The organism is Enterococcus sp. DIV1411a (assembly GCF_050531945.1).
Classification (GTDB): domain Bacteria; phylum Bacillota; class Bacilli; order Lactobacillales; family Enterococcaceae; genus Enterococcus_B; species Enterococcus_B faecium.
In genome coordinates this window covers 918,172-940,185 of the sequence record NZ_CP172892.1, presented here as the reverse complement: position 1 = coordinate 940,185, position 22,014 = coordinate 918,172, and the positions used below count along the sequence as shown (strand labels likewise).

The window sequence follows — 22,014 nt, the reverse complement described above, 5'->3', positions numbered from 1 at the left end:
TGTTAAGATAAACTTATTCCAATAAAAAAGGAGTTTTATCTGTGTCAAATTATCGTGCAATCACTTTCTTTGATCTTGATGGAACATTACTAGATGCGAAATCAAAAATCACACCCGAAGTGGCAAAAGCTATGAACGCATTAAAAGAAAACAATATTCTCCCCGTCATCGCTACAGGACGTACAGAAGCAGAAATCCACTCTATCATGGAAGATGCGGGCATTACTTCTGCGGTCACCATGAATGGTTCTTTCATTCGAGTAGACGGCGAAGAAATCTATTCTCAAACATTTTCTTCAGAAGAATGTCAAAAAATGTATGATCATGTACAGTTGAACGGTCATGAACTTTCTTACTATAACGATCAGAAAATCTGGTGTACCGGTCATAGCCAAACAATGATCAATGCTTACGACTTCATTCATTCAGATGTTCCGGAAATTGATCCTTTAGGCTTTAAAGAAAACACAGTAAATATGTTGCTGATCTTATCTCAATCAGGTGACGAATACTATCACGAACATTTTCCTGAGCTAACTTTTTATCGGAATGGTCCTTACTCGATCGATACAGTGAAGAAAGGAATCTCAAAAGGGGCAGGTGTCAAACGTCTGCAAAAAGAACTTCAGCTGGAAAAAGTTCCTACTTTTGGATTTGGCGATGGTCCGAATGATTTTGCCTTGTTGGAAGCTTGCGACAACAAAATCGCTATGGGCAACGCCTATGACGGATTAAAAGAACTTTCTACCTTTATCACAAAGAAAAATACAGAAGGCGGAATTGTCCACGCATTGAAGTATTTTGATCTGATTTAAGATCTTTTTTTGAAGCTACCTCTTTTCTTAAGAAAATCGCTTATTTTTTCTTAAGAAAGGGGCAGTTATTATATAAATAATGGGATATGATTCGCTTTTTTATTGAATTTATCCCAATATATGCTATACTAATTTTGTATGAAAAATACACGTAACCCTTGTTAGCTAACGGGGACGTTACGGATTCGACAGGCACAGTCGAGCTTGAATTGCGTTTCGTAGGTTACGTCTACGTAAAAACGTTACAGTTAAATATAACTGCTAAAAACGAAAACAACTCTTACGCTTTAGCTGCCTAAAAACAGTTAGCGTAGATCCTCTCGGCATCGCCCATGTGCTCGAGTAAGGGTCCTAACTTTAGTGGGATACGTTTCAACTTTCCGTCTGTAAGTTGAAAAAGAGAACATCAGACTAGCGATACAGAATGCCTGTCACTCGGCAAGCTGTAAAGCGAATCCTTAAATGAGTTGACTATGAACGTAGATTTTTAAGTGGCGATGTGTTTGGACGCGGGTTCGACTCCCGCCGTCTCCATATATGTATGGTTGAGACAGATAAACATGTATGAAAAACGTTGTTAAATCAACGTTTTTTTATTTTGGTCAAGGAGAGAAAAGTAGAGAAATGCAAAATTTTTTGCATTGATTTTGCATTCAAAAAAGCATTCAAACATTTAGAAATCCCCAATACGTATTCAGGAAAATCTATTTTAAGGTTTACAAAAAGAACTTTTGTTCGTACACTCTTTTTGAGGTGAACTTTTATGCTGATGGAAGGAAAAACACAATTATGGTTTAAGCATGTTCCTTCAAATAAGTTTTTTAATTATAAACTCTAGAGAAATTAATTCATCCTAACATAAAATAATTGTTCACTCAAAAGTTTTTCTAGAACAATTAAAACAGCAGGCTTCACATTCGCTATACATTTGTAAGAAGTAATAATTCCTGTACTAAAAGGCATAATTGCTTTAATTATTTTTTGACTTCTCTTCAAACACAAGAAGTAGTTGTGTAATAATTGCAGAAATAAGGATTCCAATAATAGATATAAAATTTGACATGGAAACGTCTATAACATTAAAAGAATAAAGTGTTGAAGAAAGTAAACTGATTGAAATAACCCCTCCGTAAAAAATAGTCTGTGAATATACCCACTTTTTTTCAGAAGACGTACTTCGTTTGGTTCTAAAACCTATCCCTGCATTTCTACTCTTATCAAAAAACCAAATATTTAGAAGTAATAATATTGCTATTATTAAGATAAAATTACTGTAAAAATCCAAAAGCTATCCTCCTAGCAACTATTTAAATACCCAAAAAAATTACCTCTAGATAATATCATACCTACGTTTTCACTTATAAATTTTTTCATAAAAAAAGCGTTTAGAAGCATAATCGTTAATACAGATGGTAACCAATGTATCTGGTTTGAACTGGGATATCACCCTCTCCATATATGTATTACTAAGACTAATAGATACTATAAAAGACTTGATAGTTTTGCATTGATTTTGCCTAATACTGAGCATAGGTGTATGCTAAACGATACTATAAGGAGTGTGTACATAATGAAAAGAATTCTGTTTATCAGTTTATCAAATTTATTGTTACTTACTGCTTGTGGGACTTCTGCATCAAAGAACATACCTTCAGATACGCAAATTTCGAATAGTATCGATTCAACAATTTCTACAAATGAGAAAAATTCTCCGGTAGAAACTTCCGATATAAAAGTTTCTACCTCTGCAAAAAACAGGGTAAAGAAACTGTCAGCACGTCTCCTTTATTTCAAACAAACTCTGAATTAGCTTCTTCATCTTCTTCAGCAAATAATGATGATAGTTTCGCGTTTACTCCTAACTAAATGCAACCTTTACAAATGCTTTACGATAACAAGCCTGAGCTAAATGATCCTGATATCAGTTTTGCATTTTTTGAAATGATTGGATCGGATGATCTTTTTAAAACTACTAGTTTGTCTATCCGAAAATAGGACAGTTCTGGCAGTATAGGTTTTTATCGAGTTTCTCCACCAGGCCTCGTTACAGAAACAGATTCTCTAGGCGAACCTTTTGAATAAATCAAAAATCATGAACAATCACTGCCAACTAAATAAAGTGCCTTCAAAAGCTTGGTCTTCTCGCTTTTGAAGGCACTTTATTTAAATCTTTATGAAACTAAAGTATGTTCATATTTGTTGCTATAGTTATATAGATATTCTGTTGTTTCCAACTCATAAACGTGAGTATATTTTGCCACTACTTTTCCGCATTTTTCTAATATTTCATTGCGATCGACGTCATGATATTCGTCTACGCAGATCACAACACAATTTTCTAATTTACTGATTACTTCTCCAACCACTTTTTGTTTCAAGCCAATAGGTTGGCAAATATATTTTTTTCCTAAAATGATAGTTTCGTTATTCATATTTCATCCACCCTTAATGTGTTTTTCATTATTTAAAATGATAATACCATTAAAACATGATTATGAAAACCAATAACACTTGTGATTTTATAAAAAAATAAAAAAATAAAAAAAACGAAAAACAGAAATGCCCACTGTCTTTCCGGCTCTTTTTATTCTTGATTTCTCTTCTTTTTTGTCTCAATAGACGATTTTAGTTATTAATAAATGAAAAAGCATTTATATTAAAATTTGCTAATAAAAGATCTACATATTTTTCTAGAAATGCTTGATCGATTTCATCATACCCTTTCGTTACTCCGCAATCGATATCTAAAACACCGATTAAATTACCTTCTTTTACCATTGGCACTACGATTTCTGATTGTGCGGCTGAATCGCAGGAAATGTAATTTGCATGGGTTTTGACATCATCAACGATCAATGTTTCTTGTTTTTCAGCTGATTCTCCACAAACTCCTTTTCCCATCTTGATACGTGTGCAAGAAACTCGCCCTTGGAACGGTCCTAAAATCAATTCATTACCATCGAATAAATAATATCCTGCAAAGACAGTCTCAGGTAAAGTTTCATTCAACAATGCAGATGAATTTGCTAAATTTGCTAACCAGTTATCTTCTGCTTCTAATAATCCTTGTTGCTGTAATAATAAAATTTCGTATGCATCTTTTTTCTGTTTTTCTGTCCACATGATAAAAACCGCTCCTTTTTGATCTATGGAGAAGATTATAGCTCAGTTTTTTTGTAAACGCTAGGTTTCCTCCTCAAAAAAACGAGATACGTCAGGTTAATCACCTTGAACGCATCTCGCTGTCTTTTTCTATTCTGCTTGTTGGATTTCTGCTGCTAAATCAGCATAATCAATCGTTTCGTGAACAAAAGTCGGATCATCAACTGGAAAATGCTGTACAAGGGACGAGATGCGGCTAATCTCAACTTTTCCTTCAGCCACTTCAAAACCCATTACATGTCCGCCAAATGTATGTGTATCATCGATAAAATGCAGGTGAAATCCCGCTGCAGCAACTCCTTGGAATAATTCAGGCGTAAAGAACCCGACTAATGTTCCTTGGACATTGCTTTGTTGGAATTCTGGTTGAGACTCTGAAATTTTTGCTAGTCTTCTGTAAGGTTTTTCTTGCTTCGGCATGATACGGATGTGCATATTTTTGAATAATCCAGTTATCTTCACTGCCAAAAATAGGTTTTCCCCGGCTTCTCTTACTAATATGTCTTTTTTCAATTGTTCTCCATCTGCAGTTTTTGAGACAGAAAAACTAGTATCTGGCGTAAAATCTGTAATTGCTGCATAGGGGGTAAGTTCACTTCCATCTAATTGGGCAACTGAGCCATCTGATCTTCCTTGATAAGCTACGCCATCTAAAAAGATGACTTCACCATCAAGCCCATGCAATGTTCCCAATCCCAGAGTTCCTTTTTCTAATATATGAGCAATCGTTTCTGTTCCATCCATCAAGCCGGCCATCAAAGCTCCTAATGTCCCGTGCTGGTATAAGATTTTTTCAGTCATGTCGACACTTCCTTAATAGAATTGATCTGGTAAGATTGTTTCTCCCAATTTCTCATTATCACGGTAATCAATCGGAATATCAATAATTACGGGTCCTTCTGTCGCAAATCCTTCTTCTAAAGCTTTTTCTAATTCCTCTACACTTGTAGCTCGGATTCCTTTAGCGCCAAAAGCTTCTGCATATTTCACAAAATCAACTGGACCAAAGTCTACACCTGACGCCCGCTGATATTTCATTTTTTCTTGGAACTCTACCATATTGTAGTGTCCATCATTCCAAATCAAATGAACGATATTCAATTTTTTACGTACCGCCGTTTCTAAATCCTGGGCAGAGAATAAAAATCCCCCATCGCCGGAAACTGATACGATTTGTGTATTTGGACGCACCAATGCAGCAGAAATCGCCCATGGCAATGCAACACCAAGCGTTTGCATACCATTACTGAATAACAAATGACGAGGTTCATAACTTCTAAAGTGGCGTGCCATCCAAATATAATGACTACCTACATCTACGGTAACAGTCATATCATCTGTTACTTTTGACTGAAGCGTGTTAATAACTTCTAAAGGATGCAAGATACCTGCTTCTCCTTTTGATTGAACAATGTCCCGCTCCGTTAATTTTGCTTGAAGAGATGCTAAATATTCTTTTGCATCTTCTGACACTTGTTGAGGCTCTAATGAACCTGTCAATAAATCAAGAGTGGCTGAGATATCACCGATCAATTCTCTTTCAGGCTGCATAAAAGGATCGATTTCAGCTGGCGCTTCATCGATCACAATGATCCGCGCATCTTTTTCCGCATTCCAGTTTCTTGCTTCATATTCGATTGGATCATAGCCAATTGCAATAACTAGATCACTTCGTTTCAAAAGCATATCTCCTGGTTGGTTTCTAAATAAACCCACACGACCAAAGAAATGCGCTTCTAATTCACGTGAGATCACTCCAGCTGCTTGGAATGTCTCTACAACAGGCAATGCTGTCTTTTCAACTAATTGCCTGATGGCTAACGTTTCTTTTTCACTTGATCCTCGCATACCTACTAATAGTACCGGTAGTTTTGCTTCTCTAATGCGTTCAGCTAGGTAACGGATATCATCTGCAGAAGCAGAACCTAATTTAGGATCGCTCAATGGCTTGATGACATTCCCTTGGACAGGTGCATCCACTACATCTTGCGGGATACTGATAAAGCTCGCGCCTTTTTTTGAACTCTTAGCCATACGATAAGCATTGGCAATCACTTCTGAAATTGTTTCTGGATCTTGGATTTCTGCACTGTATTTTGTGATTGGCTGGAACAGTGCTGCATTATCCATGCTTTGATGGGTCAACTTCAATAGATCGCTTCGTTTTACTTGTCCGGCAATTGCTAAAACTGGGTCACCTTCTGCTGTCGCTGTTACCAAACCTGTAGCTAAGTTACTAGCACCAGGACCACTTGTTGCGATAACTACTCCTGGCTCTCCTGTAATACGTCCGATTGCTTGTGCCATAAATGCAGCATTTTGTTCGTGACGAGTCACGATTAATTCAGGACCTTGATCCTCTAATTCATTAAATACACCATCGATTTTTGCACCTGGTATACCGAATACATAATCAACATGATGATTAATCAAACTTTCTACTACAGATTTCGAACCTTGTTTCATTTTTTCGGCCATTGAACATCGTCCTTTTTATGCTTTATTTTTAATTATTAGTTAGAAATAATCACAAATAAGTGATACAGTTTCTAAACCTGTTTCATTCAAAAGTATAGCACGTTTTATTTCATTTGTTTAGCCATATGTTTCAAAAAATGAAAAAGAATGACAGTTTTTACATAAAAAACTGTCATTCTTAATTGAAAGTTTCAATTTATAAAGTCTACAGATCCATAGTTCTCATCAATTTACGATTGTTGAAGTAAATCAAACCAAATACAATAGAAGGACCTAGTAGAATACACCATTGGGGCTTTACGAAAAAGAAGAGAAACAAACTTGTCAATAGTAAAAAATCTAGTAAACTCACATACCATTTTTTCAACGTATAGTAGAACGCTATCCGTAGAACTTGATTTGGTTTCGACGCTGGATTTCTCACCTGAAAATACCAGCAGTTGATGCTAAAGGAAACTGATAAACAAGCAAGTAAAACAAACAACGGAATCAACCATTTTCCATAAGAAAAACGTATAAAAAAGAAACAATCAAAAATCATTATCACACTAACTATCCAAGCAAATAGCCAATAAAAAAATCCCTTTAGCCAAAATTGGCGAAACGTCTTTATGAACAAACGTACTGGTGAAAAACTTTTTTCTTTTGCTAATTCTTCTGTCATACCTATCATCACGATGCAACCTGGACCAATAAAAAGTAAAGAAAAAATAAAGGAAAAGACATTCCTTCCATCTATCGACAAAAGGAACGCAGCTGCTATATACAAGATATTGACACACCAAAAACAAAGGCTACTTGCCAATGATTGATACAACCAATAAAAGAATTCCATATAAACATTTTTGTCAAAACGCTGCTCTTTCATAATCACCTCCTATTCCTTCATTCCTGATGAAGCGATCCCTTCTACAAAATATTTTTGCATCGCTAAAAATATAAAAGCAACAGGAAGAACAGAAACAACTGAGGCAGCCATGATTAATGCGTACTCTGCATCAAATAGCCCAATAAACATTTTCAACCCTAACTGGATTGTTTTATTTTCCGTAGAAGACAAATAAATGAATGGCCCCATATAATCGTTCCATGTATTAACGAATGTGATGATCGTCAAACTGGCAATCGCCGGTTTTGTAAGAGGTAAAATGATCTTGCGATAGATTTCCCACTCTGATAAGCCATCGATCCGCGCACTCTCACATAAAGAATCTGGGATACTACTGTAATATTGCTTCAACAAGAACACACCAAAAGCATTGAACGCTTGTAATAGCACCAACGACCACAACGTATATGTTAAACCCACTTTTCTCATCATAATGAACTGCGGGATCATATAAGACTGCCAAGGGACAGCAATCGTGCCGATATATGCTAAAAATAAAATATCGCGCCCTTTAAAATTTAGTTTAGAAAACCCGTAAGCAGCAAAACTAGAAGTAAACAACTGAATCAACGTGATCACAACGCTTAAAAAAGCTGTATTCTTAAAAAATGTCACTAAAGGAATACGAGACCAAATAACCAGATAATTCTCTAAATGCCAAGTTTTAGGGATCCATTGAATCGGAATCGTGAACACTTCATTATTTGCTTTGAATGAAGCAGAAACCATCCATAAAAAAGGAATGATCGTCAATAAAGCTAATACAATCAGCAGAATCATACCCAACCATTGAATAAAGGGCATGTTTTTTGAACGAATTTTTGCTTTTTTTCTTTCATTTCGAACACTCTCTTCCATATCACACCTCCTAAGTACGACGCTTATTCCAAGAAAATTGAACAACCGTAACGCCCAAAACAATTACGAACAAAACAAGTGAAATAGCTGAAGCATAACCAAAATCAAATTTTTTGAATGCTTCATTGTAGATTTGGTAAACCAGCACATTTGTCGCTCGACCAGGGCCGCCATCCGTCATCACTTGCACAAGGTCAAACACCTTGAAACAATTGATGACAAGCATGATCGTTACAAAGAAGGTTGTTGGTCTCAACGAAGGTAATGTCACATTCAAAAATTGTTTCCAACGGTTTGCTCCATCTAGCGAAGACGCTTCATATAGTTCTTTTTGGATACTTTGTAGTCCTGCAAGGTATAGAATCATGTAATAACCCATCCCTCGCCAAATACTGACAATTACAATTGCCCAAAGCGCCCAATTTGAACTTGAAGTCCAACCTGGAGGATGTTCAATAAATCGTCTTAAAAAGATATTAATAGGTCCCACTGTTGGATGAAACAACATATTCCAAACAACAGCAATTGCTACTAAGGAAGTAACATACGGAAAGAAAAATATCGTACGAAAAAGCTTCATCCCTCTAATTTTCTGATTTAGTAGTAAAGCTAGCCCTAACGAACAAACAAGTGTGCCAGGCACTACAGCAGCGGTATATAAAAAAGTATTTTTCAAAGAAATCCAAAATGTCTCATCGTTGGCCATTTTACGAAAGTTATCTAGTCCAGCAAATTCTGGCGTTGAAAAAGAATCCCATTTCATAAATGCTAGTACAAGCGAAAACAGGATTGGTATTAATGTAAAAACGAAAAAACCAATGAAATTCGGGGCGATAAACGAATAAGCGATCCACGTTCGTTTTCTACGCAAATGATTTGTAGCTTTCTTATTTATACTATTCTCCATTTCGATGACGAAACCAAGAGTGTTTGATCTCTTGGCTTCTCTCCTTTCATGATTATTCTTTTTCCGCAGCTACACGTTTCTCCATATTTACCGTTCCTTTTTCCGGCGTTTCATCTCCAACCAAAACTAAGTCATATTCTTCTTGTAAAATCTTATCGATTGCAGGCCCATACGTATCAATCGGAAATTCAAGTTTGATTTCATCAGGAGAAAAAGCTTTTTTAGAAATTTCATCCGTTGGCATTCCAGCGAGATTAAAATAAAGCTGATCAATCTCATCCGTACGATATGAAGGAACTACTCCTACTCCTGCTAATACTTTTGCTCCTTCTTCACTGGCTGCAAATTCAATAAATTCTTGCGCCGCTTTTTGTTTCTTTGAGTTTTTATTGACAGCAAATGCTGTTGGTGAGCCAAACGTCGTGACCGATTCTCCTTTTTTCTTCTGAGGAATAGCTGTAATTCCCCATTCTACTTCTGTCTTACTTGCTTCTTTGTTTGCGAGTATGCCAGCCATATACCAAGTTCCCATGTACATCATTGCTGCTTTTTGTTCTTCAAATTGAGACTGATAGGTTACTTTCGTTGATTTAGCCGTGCCAAAATCCATCTGCGCGCCTTCTTTTTGCATCCTCAATGCTCGATCATAATAATCAGTCATATATTGATAATCTGGTTCAACAAGATTCGCCTCGTTTTGAGCAGCTGCAATAGCTTGGATTGTCGAACGCCAGATATGTTGATATGCTCCGTAAACTTGTCCGTCATTTTTACTAAGTTTTTTTGCTAAATCTTCATATTCGTCCCAAGTTAGATTTTTTGGATATTCGATTCCTGCATCATCAAACATTTTCTTATTGTAATATAGTACCCAAAAGTCCGTTCGATATGGCAATGCATATGTTTTTCCATCGATATCATACATTTCATATGTTTCTTCAGCAGCATCAGTGTCTAATTCTCTAATTCGTTCTGTTTGATCGACTAACTGATCTCGTAAAGCATAATTTGAATACGACAAAAGATTTTTCATCGTCAATACATCTGTCGTGTCTCCAGAAGAAAGCATCGTGGTGAGTTTCGTATCATAATCATCTGAAGCAATATCTACTGCTTTCACTTTGATTCCCGTTTTCTTTTCGAATGCTTCAAAGAGCGCTTTGAATTCAGGTGTTGTTTCATAATTCCATGTCGAAACGGTAATTTCATTTGCTGATTCTTCACTACTGTCTTCTTGATTACCACAAGCACCAAATACGAGTGACATTCCTAAAACTATTGATCCAATCATCATTTTTTTCCATCGCTTCATTATATGAATCCTCCTCTTCTCTTATACATCACCAGTAACAGTACCATGTTTTAGCTAGACGAGTGATTCCTTCTACATAAAAGTAATCGCCCCAGATCACACATTCATCTACACCTTTTAAGCTGTTTTTATCATAAACGGCATGGAGAAGCAGACCGTTTGATCCGTTAACTCGTTTCGTTGTATAGTTTTTCTGTAATTCTTCCAAGATTTTGATTGCTATCTCTTCGTAATCGAAATGACGAGGATCTGAAACAGGCAGTTGTTTGGAAAGTTCTAGCAATCCACATGCCGCTATAGCTGCTGCAGAACTATCTTTTTCCTCTTTGCTATCTTCTTTGAATCTAATTTTAGGAGGTACGTTTTGGTATTTATTCGTACAAATAAAAGAGAATTATCTTTATTCATGTAACGCATCCAATTGATTTTTTCATGTACGCTCCTGGAACGATTTTACTGACGATTGCTTATTTAACTGCGAATCGCTCATTAGCTTTTATCATAGCTATCCATATTTTGAATAACGTTCTTGGCTTTGTATTATAGATACAGATGACAAAAAAAGTTCAAGTATGCGGTGTAGAACCAATATCGCATACTTGAACTTTTTTCAATGAGTATAAATTAAAACTTCTAATTTTCAATTCCCATCATCTGATATGCCCGACCGTCTGAACTTCTTTTGAAAAAGCCAAATGTGATTAGATAACGTCTTTGTTCGACATAATCGCCACTAGAAAATACGTTCAGCAGTATCGAATTAACCTCTGTTTCTGTATAAGTCACTCCATGGTCAAAGCGTTTCAAGACTTCTTTCAATAGGATGTTTTTCTTTTTTGTTGAACTTGGTACTTGTTTTACTTTTCCATCATTCATGAATGTGTCTCAAACTTTCATTTTTTCTTGCTCCGTATAAGTATAAACCATCTTCTTTCTCCTTTTGATTCTAAGAATACTCCATTTATGTTAGAATATTCTGGATTTTTTATTAAAGCGGTTACTCTTAAGAAAGATATTATCATAGTGCTCTTTTTTTTACTACTACTTATAGGTAGATTTATTCTAATCCATTATTCTCCCCTACCAATAATTAAAGAAAAAAACTGGATCAGGGTGTTCAAATTACATGCTAAGAAAAAAGAACCCTTGAATACCAAGGGTTCTTTCTCAGTCTGATAACAATGATTAACGACGGATTTCTTTGATACTTGTGAAAAGTCGTTAAAGTATTGATATAAAAAGATTTTTATTACCTCTGACTACACTTTGACTAGTTTATGAAAAATTGGCTCTTTAAGAATCCTATAATACCAGCGTTTTCACCGTATTTTAGTCTTCCAAAGAACGAAATGCAAGTAATGGTTTTACCTTTTCATTATTAGTCAAATGACGGTAGATTTTTGAAGTCGTTTTGTCCGTATGACCTAATCGATCCTTCAAGACATCCCAACTACAATACTCGGCTACTAGACTAGCCATTGTGTGGCGAGCTAAGTGAGTATGGAATGACTTTCCAATCCCTGACCGCTCCACGCACCGCTTAACGTGATCATTTACATATTCCCTGCGATAAGGCACCCCACGTTTACTAGCATCGAGATAAACAAATAAATAAGTCTCATCCACAATAAAGCGATGATGCCCTCTCATCTCAGCTAAAGCACGAATCAATTGCTTTAGCTTTTCCATCGCCAATGGTGTTACCGGCACTCGTCTAGCAGAACTAACTGTCTTAGTAGTTTCAATACGAAAATCTTTACTCTTTCCTTTAACCGCTGTCTGTTTATAGAAGAGAATTTCATTTCTTTGAAAATCAATATCTTCTGGTTGTAAAGCAAGTGCCTCACTAACACGGCAGCATGTATAGAATAGAACATGAAAGAGAACTGACATAGGTAATTCTTCATGGACAATCCCATAGTTCAAGAACGTCCTCAACTCATCTACCGTCAAAAACTTATCTTCCACATTATTGACAGCTTCTTTCAAATCCCGAACGGTTACTTGATACTTAGGTATTCTGACTGTCTTCATTGGATTTTCACTTACTAACTGCTTTTTGAGACAGTACTTGAAAACCATGTTTAGGACTTGAATCAGAGATTGTAGACTATTTTTAGCATAGCCTAGGTCTGTACCGTTGAGGCCTCGTTCCTTCAAGTTGAAAACCAACTCTTGTAGTTCATCTGATGATAAATCACAGAGTCGTTTATTTGCCAATCCAACGATTGATGATAGTCAGTTGTTCTGCTCGCTTATCATAGGTCGATTCTTTTTGTTCATTTAAGGACCGGTAATATTGAAACCATTTTTCACCTACAACGCTAAACTTGTCGTTGCTTGCAACAATCCTTTTCTTGTGTCGTTGCTCCTTTTCCATTTCCAGATAAGCAAGTTGTGCTTCCTGTTTTGAATTGAAACCACGTCTTGTTGTTCGAAATGCTTGAAAATACCAAGTGACTCTGCCAGTAGAACTAATTTGTTTTTTAAAACGATCTTTTGTTTTCATTTATTGATTCCTCCTATTTCGAAGGAACCCAACAAGCGAAAAATCTTTGGAAATCTTTCTATCTATGCTTCCATTGTACCGCATCTTAATAAAAAGATGTAACCTATAAAGATCGAAGTAGTCGCATTTGTTCACGAAAGCCATCTGCATCACTCTTCCTCATCCATTCTAAAACATCGTCTCGCAGGTAGTATCCTCGAATTCCATACCAACAAGACGGAAAATCGCCAAGTTTGACCAAGCGATTTAACGTACTATCACTGATTTGAAAAAGACGTTTCAAATCAGTATTAGTAAGTACTAGTGGTAGTTGCGCCATAGCAAGTAGCCTATCTGTGTATTCTTCTAGTTTCTTTTGCAAGTACGGATAAAAATCAGTTTCAAGAACTCTTTGATTAGTAGGATATTCCAATTGCTTCACCTCTTCTCTATCGTAAAAAATCTTCCCAGTATTTCTAAACAAAAATTAGGTATCATAAAGCAATGACGTAGATAAGAAAAATCAAGTCTTAAAAATAGTAGTTTTTCATCTATCAGCTGCTCTGCCAAAGCACATAGGAATCTCACCTCCCCCCAGTAATGGCGGGCCAATTTGGTTACGGAAGTATCATTATCTAGTTTTCATCTTTACATTTCACTATTTCTGTCGCTCCGATCATTCGATCCTCCTGGCGTAATAAAATGTAAGATTAAAAAACTAACGTACTGATAGATTCATATTTAATTTTCAATGGACATGGCTTTTCAGCCTATGATAATCTTCTAGAAATGAATCTAAAAAACTTCCATAGAATGAAAATTGGAAAGAGGAAGGCACTACTAGCGACTGACATCAAAGGTCAGGATTTTTTCAATTAGTTTGGTTTCCAAGTTTCTACGCAAAAACTCATCAATATAAACAGACGATGTAGAACCAACTTCATAGTTATTTCGCAATGAAAGTCTGATAATATACTTCTGATAGTTATGAAGAACCTCTGTGATTGCCACTGGCTCCCCAGAAACTGCCGAAACAATTGTCTCTACTTTTAATGAAGAAATAGCCTTGTTAGTGTCATTATTCATGGCTATTTTCCTCCAAATACTTCCTTAACTCTTCTTCAGCTTTCCTTCGTTGGTACCACACACCGCCAACACTCATCTCAATTATTTCCCCTATTTCACGATCGTTGAATCCAGCAAAATAATAAAGTAAGATAATTTTTCGTTTAGGTTCGCAGAGTTGGTGAATTGCTTCTGCTACATCGAGATTTGCGACTAATAGTTCCATACCTAGAGCTAGAAAAACCTCACTATTCTCCATGGAAGTATCGTTGATTTGAAAAGATGCTAGAGCTGATTCTGGTAATTCAGTTAATGAAATTTTCCGTTCTCGGAGTCTGGCATATTGCTTTTTGATATTCCGTGCTTCATTGCGAATGACTGTTTTACAAAAGCTATCAAAGATTTGTACAACGCGGAAATCCAATAAATCTTTCATATTCTTTCCTCCTCATGTTCAAACAAAGATTTTGTAACTCATTGCTTTTCCCTTTCCACTACTAATACAATTTGGGCAGGTCTATTTTTCGAAGAATCGGAATTTTTTTCAAAAAAATAGCGCACAGACAAATTTGTCTATACGCTTCGCCGTTTGTATAATTAAGCGAGACAAATAAAAAAGCCATTTATGTTACACTCAAATCGTAATACCCGCTAAAGCATACAAGGAGAGTGAACATAAATGACTTATACCCATCTTACACCAAACGAGCTTGTAATGATAGAAGCATATTTTCATCAAGAAACTCCGGTTGCTATCGTTGCGAAGCAGCTTAAACGTGGACGCCAAACAATTTACAATGTCTATAACTTTCTCAAATGTGGTGGAACAGCACTTGAATACTTTGAACAATACAAAGAAAATAAGCGACGTTGTGGGAGAACCGAAATCATTTTTCCTGCTGAGGAAAAAGAATACATTGCAAAAAGATCAACTGAAGGTTGGACCCCAGACGTCATTATTGGCCGTGCAGAGCGAACCTTCTCTTGTTCAGTAAGTACCCTCTATCGCCGGTTTAAGACGGGAGAATTCAATGTTTTACATTTACCGATGCAAGGAAAACGAAAACCAAATGGTTATAAGGAAAAACGTGGAAAACAGGCATTCAAAAGAAATATTTCTGAACGTAAAAAAGATTATGTCGTTTTCGAAGAAGAATTTGGACATTTAGAGGGTGATACGATTGTCGGCATCCACCATAAAAGTGCCGTCATCACACTCGTTGAGCGACTTTCAAAAGCCATTATCGCCTTGAAACCAGAAGGCCGTAAGGCAGTTGATATTGAAAATTCGATTAATGAATGGCTTCAATCCGTACCCAAAAATCTTTTCAAATCAATTACCTTTGATTGTGGAAAAGAATTCTCTAATTGGAAAAGTATTAGTAATACGAATGATATTGATATTTATTTCGCAGACCCAGGAACGCCTTCCCAACGGGGATTAAATGAACATTCAAACGGACTCCTCCGAAAAGATGGACTACCAAAAGAAATGGACTTCAACCAAGTCAATCAAGGATTCATCTCATCCGTTGCGTCCAAAAGAAACCATATCCCTAGAAAATCACTAAATTACCAAACACCATTAGAAGTTTTTTTGAGTTACGTAAATGGAAAGTTTTGTCTCGCTTAATTTGACAAATAATACTTCAAAAAAAATCATAATGAACATTAGTTTAGCCTGAATAATTCATACTTTTAATTAAAACCATGTGAAACTGCCTCACGGCAGCTTACAATTACTTTTTCATCTTCACCCGTTAAGTGATGAAAAAAGAACCCCTTTCTGCTATGGTTAAAGTGACTAAACCAACCAAAAGAAAGGAGTTCTTTTCATGACTAGCTTACACAAAAACCAAGTAAAATTCAATTCAAATATCACTATTTCTCATACAGGTGGTCAATTATCGAGTGATTCGGGTCTCGTCCTAGTGAAAGAGCTGATGAACATCTTTGGTTTTTCTGAACTGGCTAAGCAACACATTCACATTGAAGACGAACGAGCGTATTTTACTCATGACAACTTATCCATACTTGAGCAGTTCATTATGCAATTAATTGCTGGTTACTCAGCTGATTCTGCAGCTAATCTCCTGAGACAAGATCCTGTGTTTAAAGCTGTTTTAGATAGGAAAGAACTCGCTTCTCAATCTTCACTTTCCCGATTTTTAGATCGACTATCTGAGGAGAATATCCATGAACTTCAAGCTTTGAACCAAGAACTTATCGATAAAGCACGCCTCATCCGTAATGATACGGAATTAATCATTGATTTAGATTCGACCCATTCAGATACATTTGGTCACCAAGAACAAACGAATTATAATACACACTACCAAACCTATGGTTACCATCCATTGGTAGCTTTTGACGGATTGACTGGTGACTTCTTAAAAGCTGAACTACGTTCAGGAAATCAATATACATCAAAAGGCGTAAAGGAGTTTCTCACACCTTTATTAGAGCACTATAATCACTCTCTACCAAACACTGACATCTTGGTTCGTGGAGACAGCGGGTTCGCTACACCTGGTGTGTATGATTCGTGTGAATCAAAAAAGAGTCATTATGTTATTCGACTGAAGAATAATCGTAGACTAGGTCAAATAGCTGAGAAATCAGTACTTTATGGCGATAATCAAAAGTGGGAAGAACGAGAAGTTCAGTACTTCTCGATCACTTATCAAGCACAATCCTGGTCACAAAGTCGTCGCGTGTGTATACGCTCAACACGTGAAGCGGGCGAACTACTCTTTCGACATGAATTTATCGTGACGAATCTATCAGAAAATGTTTCTCCTGATACCATCTTTTCTATCTATGCCAAACGTGGCACAATGGAGAACTTCATTAAAGAAGCGAAAGCTGGCTTTTACTTTGACAAAACAGACAGTCCTCGCTTTTTGGAGAATCATGTCCGAATGATGCTCAGCTTGATAGCTTACAACTTAGTCAACTTCTTAAGAACGATTGGCTTTGAAGAAGTCCAAAAGGGAATGACCATTCATTCTATTCGATTGAAGTTTCTGAAAGTTGCTGGGAAATTAGTCCAAACGGGTAGACGAGTCTATCTCAAATTATCTAGTTATCATGTGTATCAGAATGAATTCTACAGGGTCTTTGCTCGCCTGAGGCGAGCCAGTCAATGGATCTAATCCAACAATCTAACGATTTTTTTACTGGGAAGTTATCCAGGGAGAAGTATGCTCAAAATGCCTTACACCCAAAATTTATTCCTCAATATTTTTGAACAGTGAATGTTTGAAGTAACTTTTTAGTCAAAATCAGTTGATAGGGATATTAGTGATACATATTTCAATAAAATGTGCCAAAGAATTAAAGCTATGAATTATTCAGGGTTTAGTTAGCAACAATAAATAGATTTTTTAAAAATTATCTAGTTATTGTTTTGTAGAACGTGTTCGAGTATTGCCGCTGCTTTTCCTTCAAACACGCATTCTTGGTAATTATCCGTTAGATTATCTTGATTCAATAGAATCGTAACAATCGAATCATTGTCACTGATTTCCTCGTCTTCTTCCTTGAAGGCCGCAACCTGCTCCTCGGACAAACCTAAGTCGCCAAACTTCGTCCCCGACCACGTGCCATCATCGCTTTTCCCATAGGCCGCTTCCAGCTTCGTCAAAGTCTCCGCAGCTTCCTCCTCTGTCGGCATATAGCGCAACGTCACGCCAATCAAGCCAAAGCCCGGATCAAAGACCAAGTCCGGAGCAGCCATCCCCACTTCCGTCTCCATGGCACTGGTAAAAGAGAATACCTGGTATTTTTCGGGAGTGACATCCAGCGCCGCCTCTTCCACATCCAAGTCTAAGGCCTCCATAGCCTCATCTTCTCCCATCCCCCAACTAACATCTTCAAAAGGTGGCGTCCAGTCATAGGTCACATCCTCGGGCTCCTCCTGGGTAGAGCAGCCACCTAAGAAACACACTGCCAACAAGCCTAACAAAAGTTTTTTCACATTCACTCCTCCAGTCAAAATAAACTCAAAATAAATTGAAAGAACACTCAATAAGCAACTACTAACATGAAATTAACCAAAATAAGTGTCAACGGCAACATTAAAATGTAGGAACCTACAATTTTAAGTTGCCCTTGACATAACTCCCTACTCCTGAAAATGCTCATGCAATGGTTGATAAAGATGATATCCTAGCAGGCAACCGATAAAGTTTAAGAAGATATCACTTACCGCAAAGGTGCCAAGGTAAAACACAAACTGTATCGTCTCAATCCCCACAATCGTCAGGAGAGCTACGATGACAAACTCCCGATAACGAGCCTTCATCCCATACAAAAGTCCCAGTGGTATGAAGTAGCAAACATTTAGTAGTGCCTCAAGCCAGCTTAGCCTCCCACCCATCAAAAAGTCGATAGGATTCAGAATCAAGGCCTGATAACGGGGAGCCTTGGTGAATAAAACGACGAACAATAAGAACAAATACACACTAAAAAATAGATAAAGATAAACTACGGATAATTTTCCTAAAGACCACTGTAAGTAAAACAACCAAATCACCAATGCAAGAAAACTGATTAACACCAATTCAGTATAGACAAAACGCTCCATCGTTTGGGCAATCCGAGGATACCCCGCTAGAACTGGCAGAGCAATAAAGTGGATCAACAGACCACTGATGCCCACCGCGATTAGCAACGCCACCACGCTCTTGATGTCAACGGCAACATTAAAATGTAGGAAAGGGGGTGCGGATGTTTTTCTGGACCTTTTTTAACCAATACATCCTTGCTTCTTCCGATATTGAAGAGGACTTAGTCCCCCTAAAGATAACTTAATCCGTTGATTATTATACCAATAGATATAGTCATCCAATTGATTCATAAACTGGTTAATTGTCGTGTTTTTCCAGTCACGTTGGTAAAACACCTCATTTTTTAATCGTCCAAAGAAACCTTCGCACGCTGAGTTATCTGGGGAGCAACCTTTTTTAGACATGGAACGAGGCAAGTTCGCTTTGTTCATTCGTTCGATCCAACCGGGCCATCGGTAATGAGCACCACGGTCAGAATGAACGATTGGACGCTCCTGGTCTTGAAGGGTAGCGAGTCCAGCGTCTAACATAGTATTCACTAATTCTGCATCAGGTTTTGTTCCAATAGTCCAGCTAATAACGGCGCCATCATAGCAGTCAACCAATGGGGATAAATAGACTTTCCCTGCGGGAATCCTAAACTCGGTAATATCTGTTAGCCATTTCTCATTTGGCATTTTTGCTTTGAAGTTGCGATTCAATAAATTAGGTTGTGCAGGAGTAATCTCCCCAGCATACGAAGAGTATTTTTTTCGTCTAGAAAATTTAACAAATAGATTTTCCTCGAACATCAATTTACGTACGACTTTTTCAGAAAGGATTTTCCCCATATTTTTTAAAGCTTGATGAATTCTGCGGTAACCATAAGCGCAGAAATTACTGTTGAAAATCGTGACAATTAATTGGCGTTCTTCAAAATACTTATCCGGTTGCTCAAGCACCTGTTTTTGATAAAAGTAGCTACTTTTAGACAACTGGAGCTGTTGAAGAAGATCTTTCAAGTTGAATTGATTTCGTAAGGCATCAATCAATAGAGTCTTTTCTTGATTTGATAGACGAAGTAGATTGATGCCTTTTCCTTTTTTTAGTAGTTCAGCTGCTCCTTCGAGTAATGCTTTCTCAAGCTGCAATTGGTGTACTTGTTCTTGTAACTCTTCTACTTCCTTTAAAAGTAATTCTTTTTGTTTTCCTTGATTTTTTGAAGTCATGCGCAGAGGGAAATCCTTTCCAAGATAAGTGGCCTTCCATTGATATAGAGCAACCCTACTGATTCCTTCAGCTTCAGCTAAGCCTTTTCTGTTGGTTTGAGGTTTATAGAACTTTTTCAACACGTCTTCTTTTTGATCTTTGGTTAACTTTACCGCACTTTTTCGAAGTTTTCTAGCACCTGGTGCGAGTTCTTCACACCATTGTCGTAAGGAGCCTTTATTTGGGTAACCAAGCATTCGAATGGTTCGTGCATAACATTGACCATATTCAAAATAATGATTCACAGCGACTCTTTTTTGTTCTTCAGAATACTTTGACTTCTTCCGGAGTTCCTGATGGAGCTCTCCAGATACCAAATATTCTTTATACCATTGACGTAGTGCTCCAACGGACGGATAACCTAATTTCCGAATGGTAGCGGCGTAGGAGCAATCATATTTTAAAAATAACTGAATTGCTTTTACACGTTCTTCGTGGGAAAACATACGGATATTCCTCCTAAGTTCATTTTTAGTCCAGGATTATGTCCGCACCCCCAAACCTACAATTTTAAGTTGCCCTTGACACTCTTGATTACTCTCACGTCAGCCACTTCCTTTCACAAAAATGGCGCCCCACATCAGGACGCCATTCATCACTATTGGTACTTAAAAGTCCAACTCACCTTTCAAGATGTCTTGCACCCGTTTCAACTCATCTTCGGAAACCCGTTGGTAACTGATATTGTCTTGCATGAAGCCTTCTCCTTGCATCTGTTCTGTCTTCACATTGGTAAAGGCATCCCGATAATTCAAGGCAATCTTCTTCATGTCAGCAAAATGCATATCCGTGGTCACATTGGACTCCATCGCCTCTAAGACTTCTTGATACTTAGTAATCCCATCCATCGACAACAGCTTCTTCACGACACCGACGACGATGGCTCGCTGCCGTTCTTGCCGACCATAGTCTCCTCGAGGATCTTCCTTACGCATCCGGGAAAAGGCAAGTGCCCTATCGCCATCCAACGTGTTTAACCCATGCTTGAAGGTATAGCCACTTTGAGTGAACTCACCACTATTGGAAACCTCCACGCCACCTACCGCATCCACCAGTTCCTTGAGGCCTTTCATGTTAATAGCTACATAATGATCAATCGGAATATCCAGATAACTTTCCACCGTATCCATCGACATCGCCGCTCCACCAAAGGCATAGGCGTGGTTAATCTTATCATCTGTCCCATGACCCACGATCGGCACATAGGTATCTCTGGCAATGCTGACAATCGTAGTCTTCTTATCTTTCGGATTAACCGTCGCCACCATCATGGTATCCGAACGCCCTTGTTCCGTCCGACCCAAGTCCCCGGTATCAATCCCAAGTAACAAGACTGAAAAAGAATCTTGCTCTTCCAAGTCTACTGCCTGTTCCCGCTTGGCTGGGTTTTTACGTTTAACAGATTCATACGTCTGATCCGCTGACCCTCGGACATCGAAATAAACCTTGGCACCAAGTCCGACTACTACCAATGTGATTGCAAGAATTAGTCCCACGATTCCTAAAATGATTTTTTCCCTGTTGACAATGAATGATCCCTCGTTTCCCTGACTAAGTTAAACAAAAGTACTGCCTATTTACTTAATAATACACTATTCTTAATGATAATTAAGTTAGTGGGGGATGTCAAAGCAAAGTTGATCTGTGGTGAAATAATAGAAGATTCTCTTAATGAGAGTAATCAATAACCTGTTCGTACTTCGCTGAGTTAGTTTATAGATGCGCTTTTTAAAAATTCGCTAACTACTCTATCCATAATCTGAAAATCAAAAAGATTATCTATTTTTTTCCTCTAAATCTCTCTTAATCTGGGTAGTGGAGATTTCCGGTGTCCGAGGCAAATAAATCACCTCAGCCTCAGTTTGATCTTCAATAAAATCAAACTTGCCAGCCCAATCATCCCCCATGACAAATTTGTCAATGTGATACAATTCAATATCTGTTGTTTTTTGTTCCCAATTTTTTTCTGGAATAACCAAATCCACATAGCGAATTGCTTCTAATAATTGTTTGCGTTTTTCATAGGAGAAATAGCATTTCTTTTGTTTTTCATCCCAGTTAAACTCATCAGTAGATAAAGCAACAACAAGATAATCACCTTGTTCCTTCGCTCTTTTAAGTAAATTAATATGACCATAATGTAACAAGTCAAATGTTCCATAAGTGATGATTCTTTTCATTTTAGTTGCTCCTTTTATTTCTTTTAGACGTTGCAATATTA

At 37.3% G+C, this 22,014-nt stretch carries 22 protein-coding genes, 1 other RNA gene and 2 pseudogenes; 5 read left to right on the top strand and 20 right to left on the bottom strand.

From position 1 onward, the window contains the following. Positions 1-41 precede the first annotated feature (41 nt). On the top strand, positions 42-815 hold the full coding sequence (locus IGJ87_RS04510; RefSeq protein ID WP_430609944.1) for a Cof-type HAD-IIB family hydrolase: 774 nt from the start codon (positions 42-44) through the stop codon (positions 813-815). A gap of 170 nt (positions 816-985) precedes the next feature. After that, positions 986-1,352, top strand: a transfer-messenger RNA (tmRNA) gene (gene ssrA, locus IGJ87_RS04505). A 433-nt stretch (positions 1,353-1,785) separates the two neighbouring features. On the opposite strand, the gene IGJ87_RS04500 is transcribed toward ssrA, so the two are convergent. Further along, positions 1,786-2,100 carry a hypothetical protein gene (locus IGJ87_RS04500; RefSeq protein ID WP_002323892.1) on the bottom strand — a complete coding sequence of 105 codons (315 nt, stop codon included), beginning with the start codon at positions 2,098-2,100 and terminating at the stop codon, positions 1,786-1,788. A gap of 285 nt (positions 2,101-2,385) precedes the next feature. Between IGJ87_RS04500 and IGJ87_RS04495 the strand changes: the two genes are divergently transcribed. Beyond that, positions 2,386-2,625, top strand: coding sequence for a hypothetical protein (locus IGJ87_RS04495; RefSeq protein ID WP_002321266.1), 240 nt, complete (start codon positions 2,386-2,388; stop codon positions 2,623-2,625). Between the two features lie 361 nt (positions 2,626-2,986). Here IGJ87_RS04495 and IGJ87_RS04490 read toward each other — a convergent pair whose 3' ends face one another. The 14 genes and pseudogenes from IGJ87_RS04490 to IGJ87_RS04425 all read right to left on the bottom strand — a co-directional run bounded on the left by IGJ87_RS04490 (position 2,987) and on the right by IGJ87_RS04425 (position 14,410). Further along, positions 2,987-3,247 (bottom strand): hypothetical protein, encoded by a 261-nt coding sequence (locus IGJ87_RS04490; RefSeq protein ID WP_002289617.1) that lies wholly within the window; start codon positions 3,245-3,247, stop codon positions 2,987-2,989. 193 nt (positions 3,248-3,440) lie between these two features. Continuing rightward, positions 3,441-3,938, bottom strand: a complete 498-nt coding sequence (locus tag IGJ87_RS04485; protein WP_002289618.1) for a GAF domain-containing protein — start codon at positions 3,936-3,938, stop codon at positions 3,441-3,443. A gap of 129 nt (positions 3,939-4,067) precedes the next feature. Then, positions 4,068-4,778, bottom strand: coding sequence for an acetolactate decarboxylase (gene budA, locus IGJ87_RS04480; protein WP_002323008.1), 711 nt, complete (start codon positions 4,776-4,778; stop codon positions 4,068-4,070). A gap of 12 nt (positions 4,779-4,790) precedes the next feature. Beyond that, the gene (alsS, locus tag IGJ87_RS04475) at positions 4,791-6,455 is read right to left on the bottom strand and encodes an acetolactate synthase AlsS (RefSeq protein ID WP_002297645.1); all 1,665 of its coding nucleotides are present in this window, start codon (positions 6,453-6,455) and stop codon (positions 4,791-4,793) included. A 205-nt stretch (positions 6,456-6,660) separates the two neighbouring features. Then, complete coding sequence (locus tag IGJ87_RS04470; RefSeq protein ID WP_002297646.1) at positions 6,661-7,323, bottom strand: DUF624 domain-containing protein; 663 nt, start codon at positions 7,321-7,323, stop codon at positions 6,661-6,663. Between the two features lie 9 nt (positions 7,324-7,332). Then, complete coding sequence (locus IGJ87_RS04465; RefSeq protein ID WP_002325788.1) at positions 7,333-8,148, bottom strand: carbohydrate ABC transporter permease; 816 nt, start codon at positions 8,146-8,148, stop codon at positions 7,333-7,335. Positions 8,149-8,212: 64 nt separating this feature from the next. After that, positions 8,213-9,109, bottom strand: a complete 897-nt coding sequence (locus IGJ87_RS04460) for a carbohydrate ABC transporter permease (protein ID WP_002293955.1) — start codon at positions 9,107-9,109, stop codon at positions 8,213-8,215. A gap of 52 nt (positions 9,110-9,161) precedes the next feature. Beyond that, complete coding sequence (locus IGJ87_RS04455) at positions 9,162-10,421, bottom strand: ABC transporter substrate-binding protein (protein WP_002293956.1); 1,260 nt, start codon at positions 10,419-10,421, stop codon at positions 9,162-9,164. A gap of 28 nt (positions 10,422-10,449) precedes the next feature. Beyond that, positions 10,450-10,764 (bottom strand): annotated as a pseudogene (locus IGJ87_RS04450) (glycoside hydrolase family 88 protein); the annotation flags it as partial. A 290-nt stretch (positions 10,765-11,054) separates the two neighbouring features. Continuing rightward, positions 11,055-11,297 (bottom strand): DUF2087 domain-containing protein, encoded by a 243-nt coding sequence (locus IGJ87_RS04445; RefSeq protein WP_002293958.1) that lies wholly within the window; start codon positions 11,295-11,297, stop codon positions 11,055-11,057. Between the two features lie 453 nt (positions 11,298-11,750). Continuing rightward, a pseudogene (locus IGJ87_RS04440) lies at positions 11,751-12,930 on the bottom strand (tyrosine-type recombinase/integrase). 103 nt (positions 12,931-13,033) lie between these two features. After that, positions 13,034-13,291 carry a helix-turn-helix domain-containing protein gene (locus IGJ87_RS04435; RefSeq protein WP_407080764.1) on the bottom strand — a complete coding sequence of 86 codons (258 nt, stop codon included), beginning with the start codon at positions 13,289-13,291 and terminating at the stop codon, positions 13,034-13,036. Between the two features lie 458 nt (positions 13,292-13,749). After that, on the bottom strand, positions 13,750-13,995 hold the full coding sequence (locus tag IGJ87_RS04430) for a helix-turn-helix domain-containing protein (RefSeq protein WP_430609936.1): 246 nt from the start codon (positions 13,993-13,995) through the stop codon (positions 13,750-13,752). Continuing rightward, positions 13,988-14,410 (bottom strand): RNA polymerase sigma factor, encoded by a 423-nt coding sequence (locus tag IGJ87_RS04425; RefSeq protein ID WP_430609934.1) that lies wholly within the window; start codon positions 14,408-14,410, stop codon positions 13,988-13,990. Before IGJ87_RS04425 ends, IGJ87_RS04430 begins: the two co-directional genes overlap by 8 nt. Before the next feature lie 243 nt (positions 14,411-14,653). Between IGJ87_RS04425 and IGJ87_RS04420 the strand changes: the two genes are divergently transcribed. Both IGJ87_RS04420 and IGJ87_RS04415 read left to right on the top strand, forming a co-directional pair. Further along, positions 14,654-15,607 carry an IS30 family transposase gene (locus tag IGJ87_RS04420; protein WP_002325884.1) on the top strand — a complete coding sequence of 318 codons (954 nt, stop codon included), beginning with the start codon at positions 14,654-14,656 and terminating at the stop codon, positions 15,605-15,607. 202 nt (positions 15,608-15,809) lie between these two features. Then, positions 15,810-17,129: an IS1380-like element IS1678 family transposase gene (locus tag IGJ87_RS04415; protein WP_113848360.1), complete on the top strand. Its 1,320-nt coding sequence runs from the start codon at positions 15,810-15,812 to the stop codon at positions 17,127-17,129. 242 nt (positions 17,130-17,371) lie between these two features. On the opposite strand, the gene IGJ87_RS04410 is transcribed toward IGJ87_RS04415, so the two are convergent. The 5 genes from IGJ87_RS04410 to tagD all read right to left on the bottom strand — a co-directional run bounded on the left by IGJ87_RS04410 (position 17,372) and on the right by tagD (position 21,973). Beyond that, the gene (locus IGJ87_RS04410; protein WP_317753576.1) at positions 17,372-17,953 is read right to left on the bottom strand and encodes a hypothetical protein; all 582 of its coding nucleotides are present in this window, start codon (positions 17,951-17,953) and stop codon (positions 17,372-17,374) included. A gap of 147 nt (positions 17,954-18,100) precedes the next feature. Next, positions 18,101-18,655, bottom strand: a complete 555-nt coding sequence (locus tag IGJ87_RS04405; protein ID WP_317753575.1) for a VanZ family protein — start codon at positions 18,653-18,655, stop codon at positions 18,101-18,103. 69 nt (positions 18,656-18,724) lie between these two features. Then, the gene (locus tag IGJ87_RS04400) at positions 18,725-20,239 is read right to left on the bottom strand and encodes an IS3 family transposase (RefSeq protein WP_016179228.1); all 1,515 of its coding nucleotides are present in this window, start codon (positions 20,237-20,239) and stop codon (positions 18,725-18,727) included. Between the two features lie 162 nt (positions 20,240-20,401). Then, a complete protein-coding gene (locus tag IGJ87_RS04395; RefSeq protein ID WP_317753577.1) occupies positions 20,402-21,322 on the bottom strand; it encodes an LCP family protein in 921 nt (306 codons plus the stop codon). A 246-nt stretch (positions 21,323-21,568) separates the two neighbouring features. Next, entirely contained in the window at positions 21,569-21,973 is a 405-nt protein-coding gene (gene tagD, locus IGJ87_RS04390; protein WP_010754242.1) for a glycerol-3-phosphate cytidylyltransferase, read from the bottom strand. Positions 21,974-22,014: the final 41 nt, after the last annotated feature.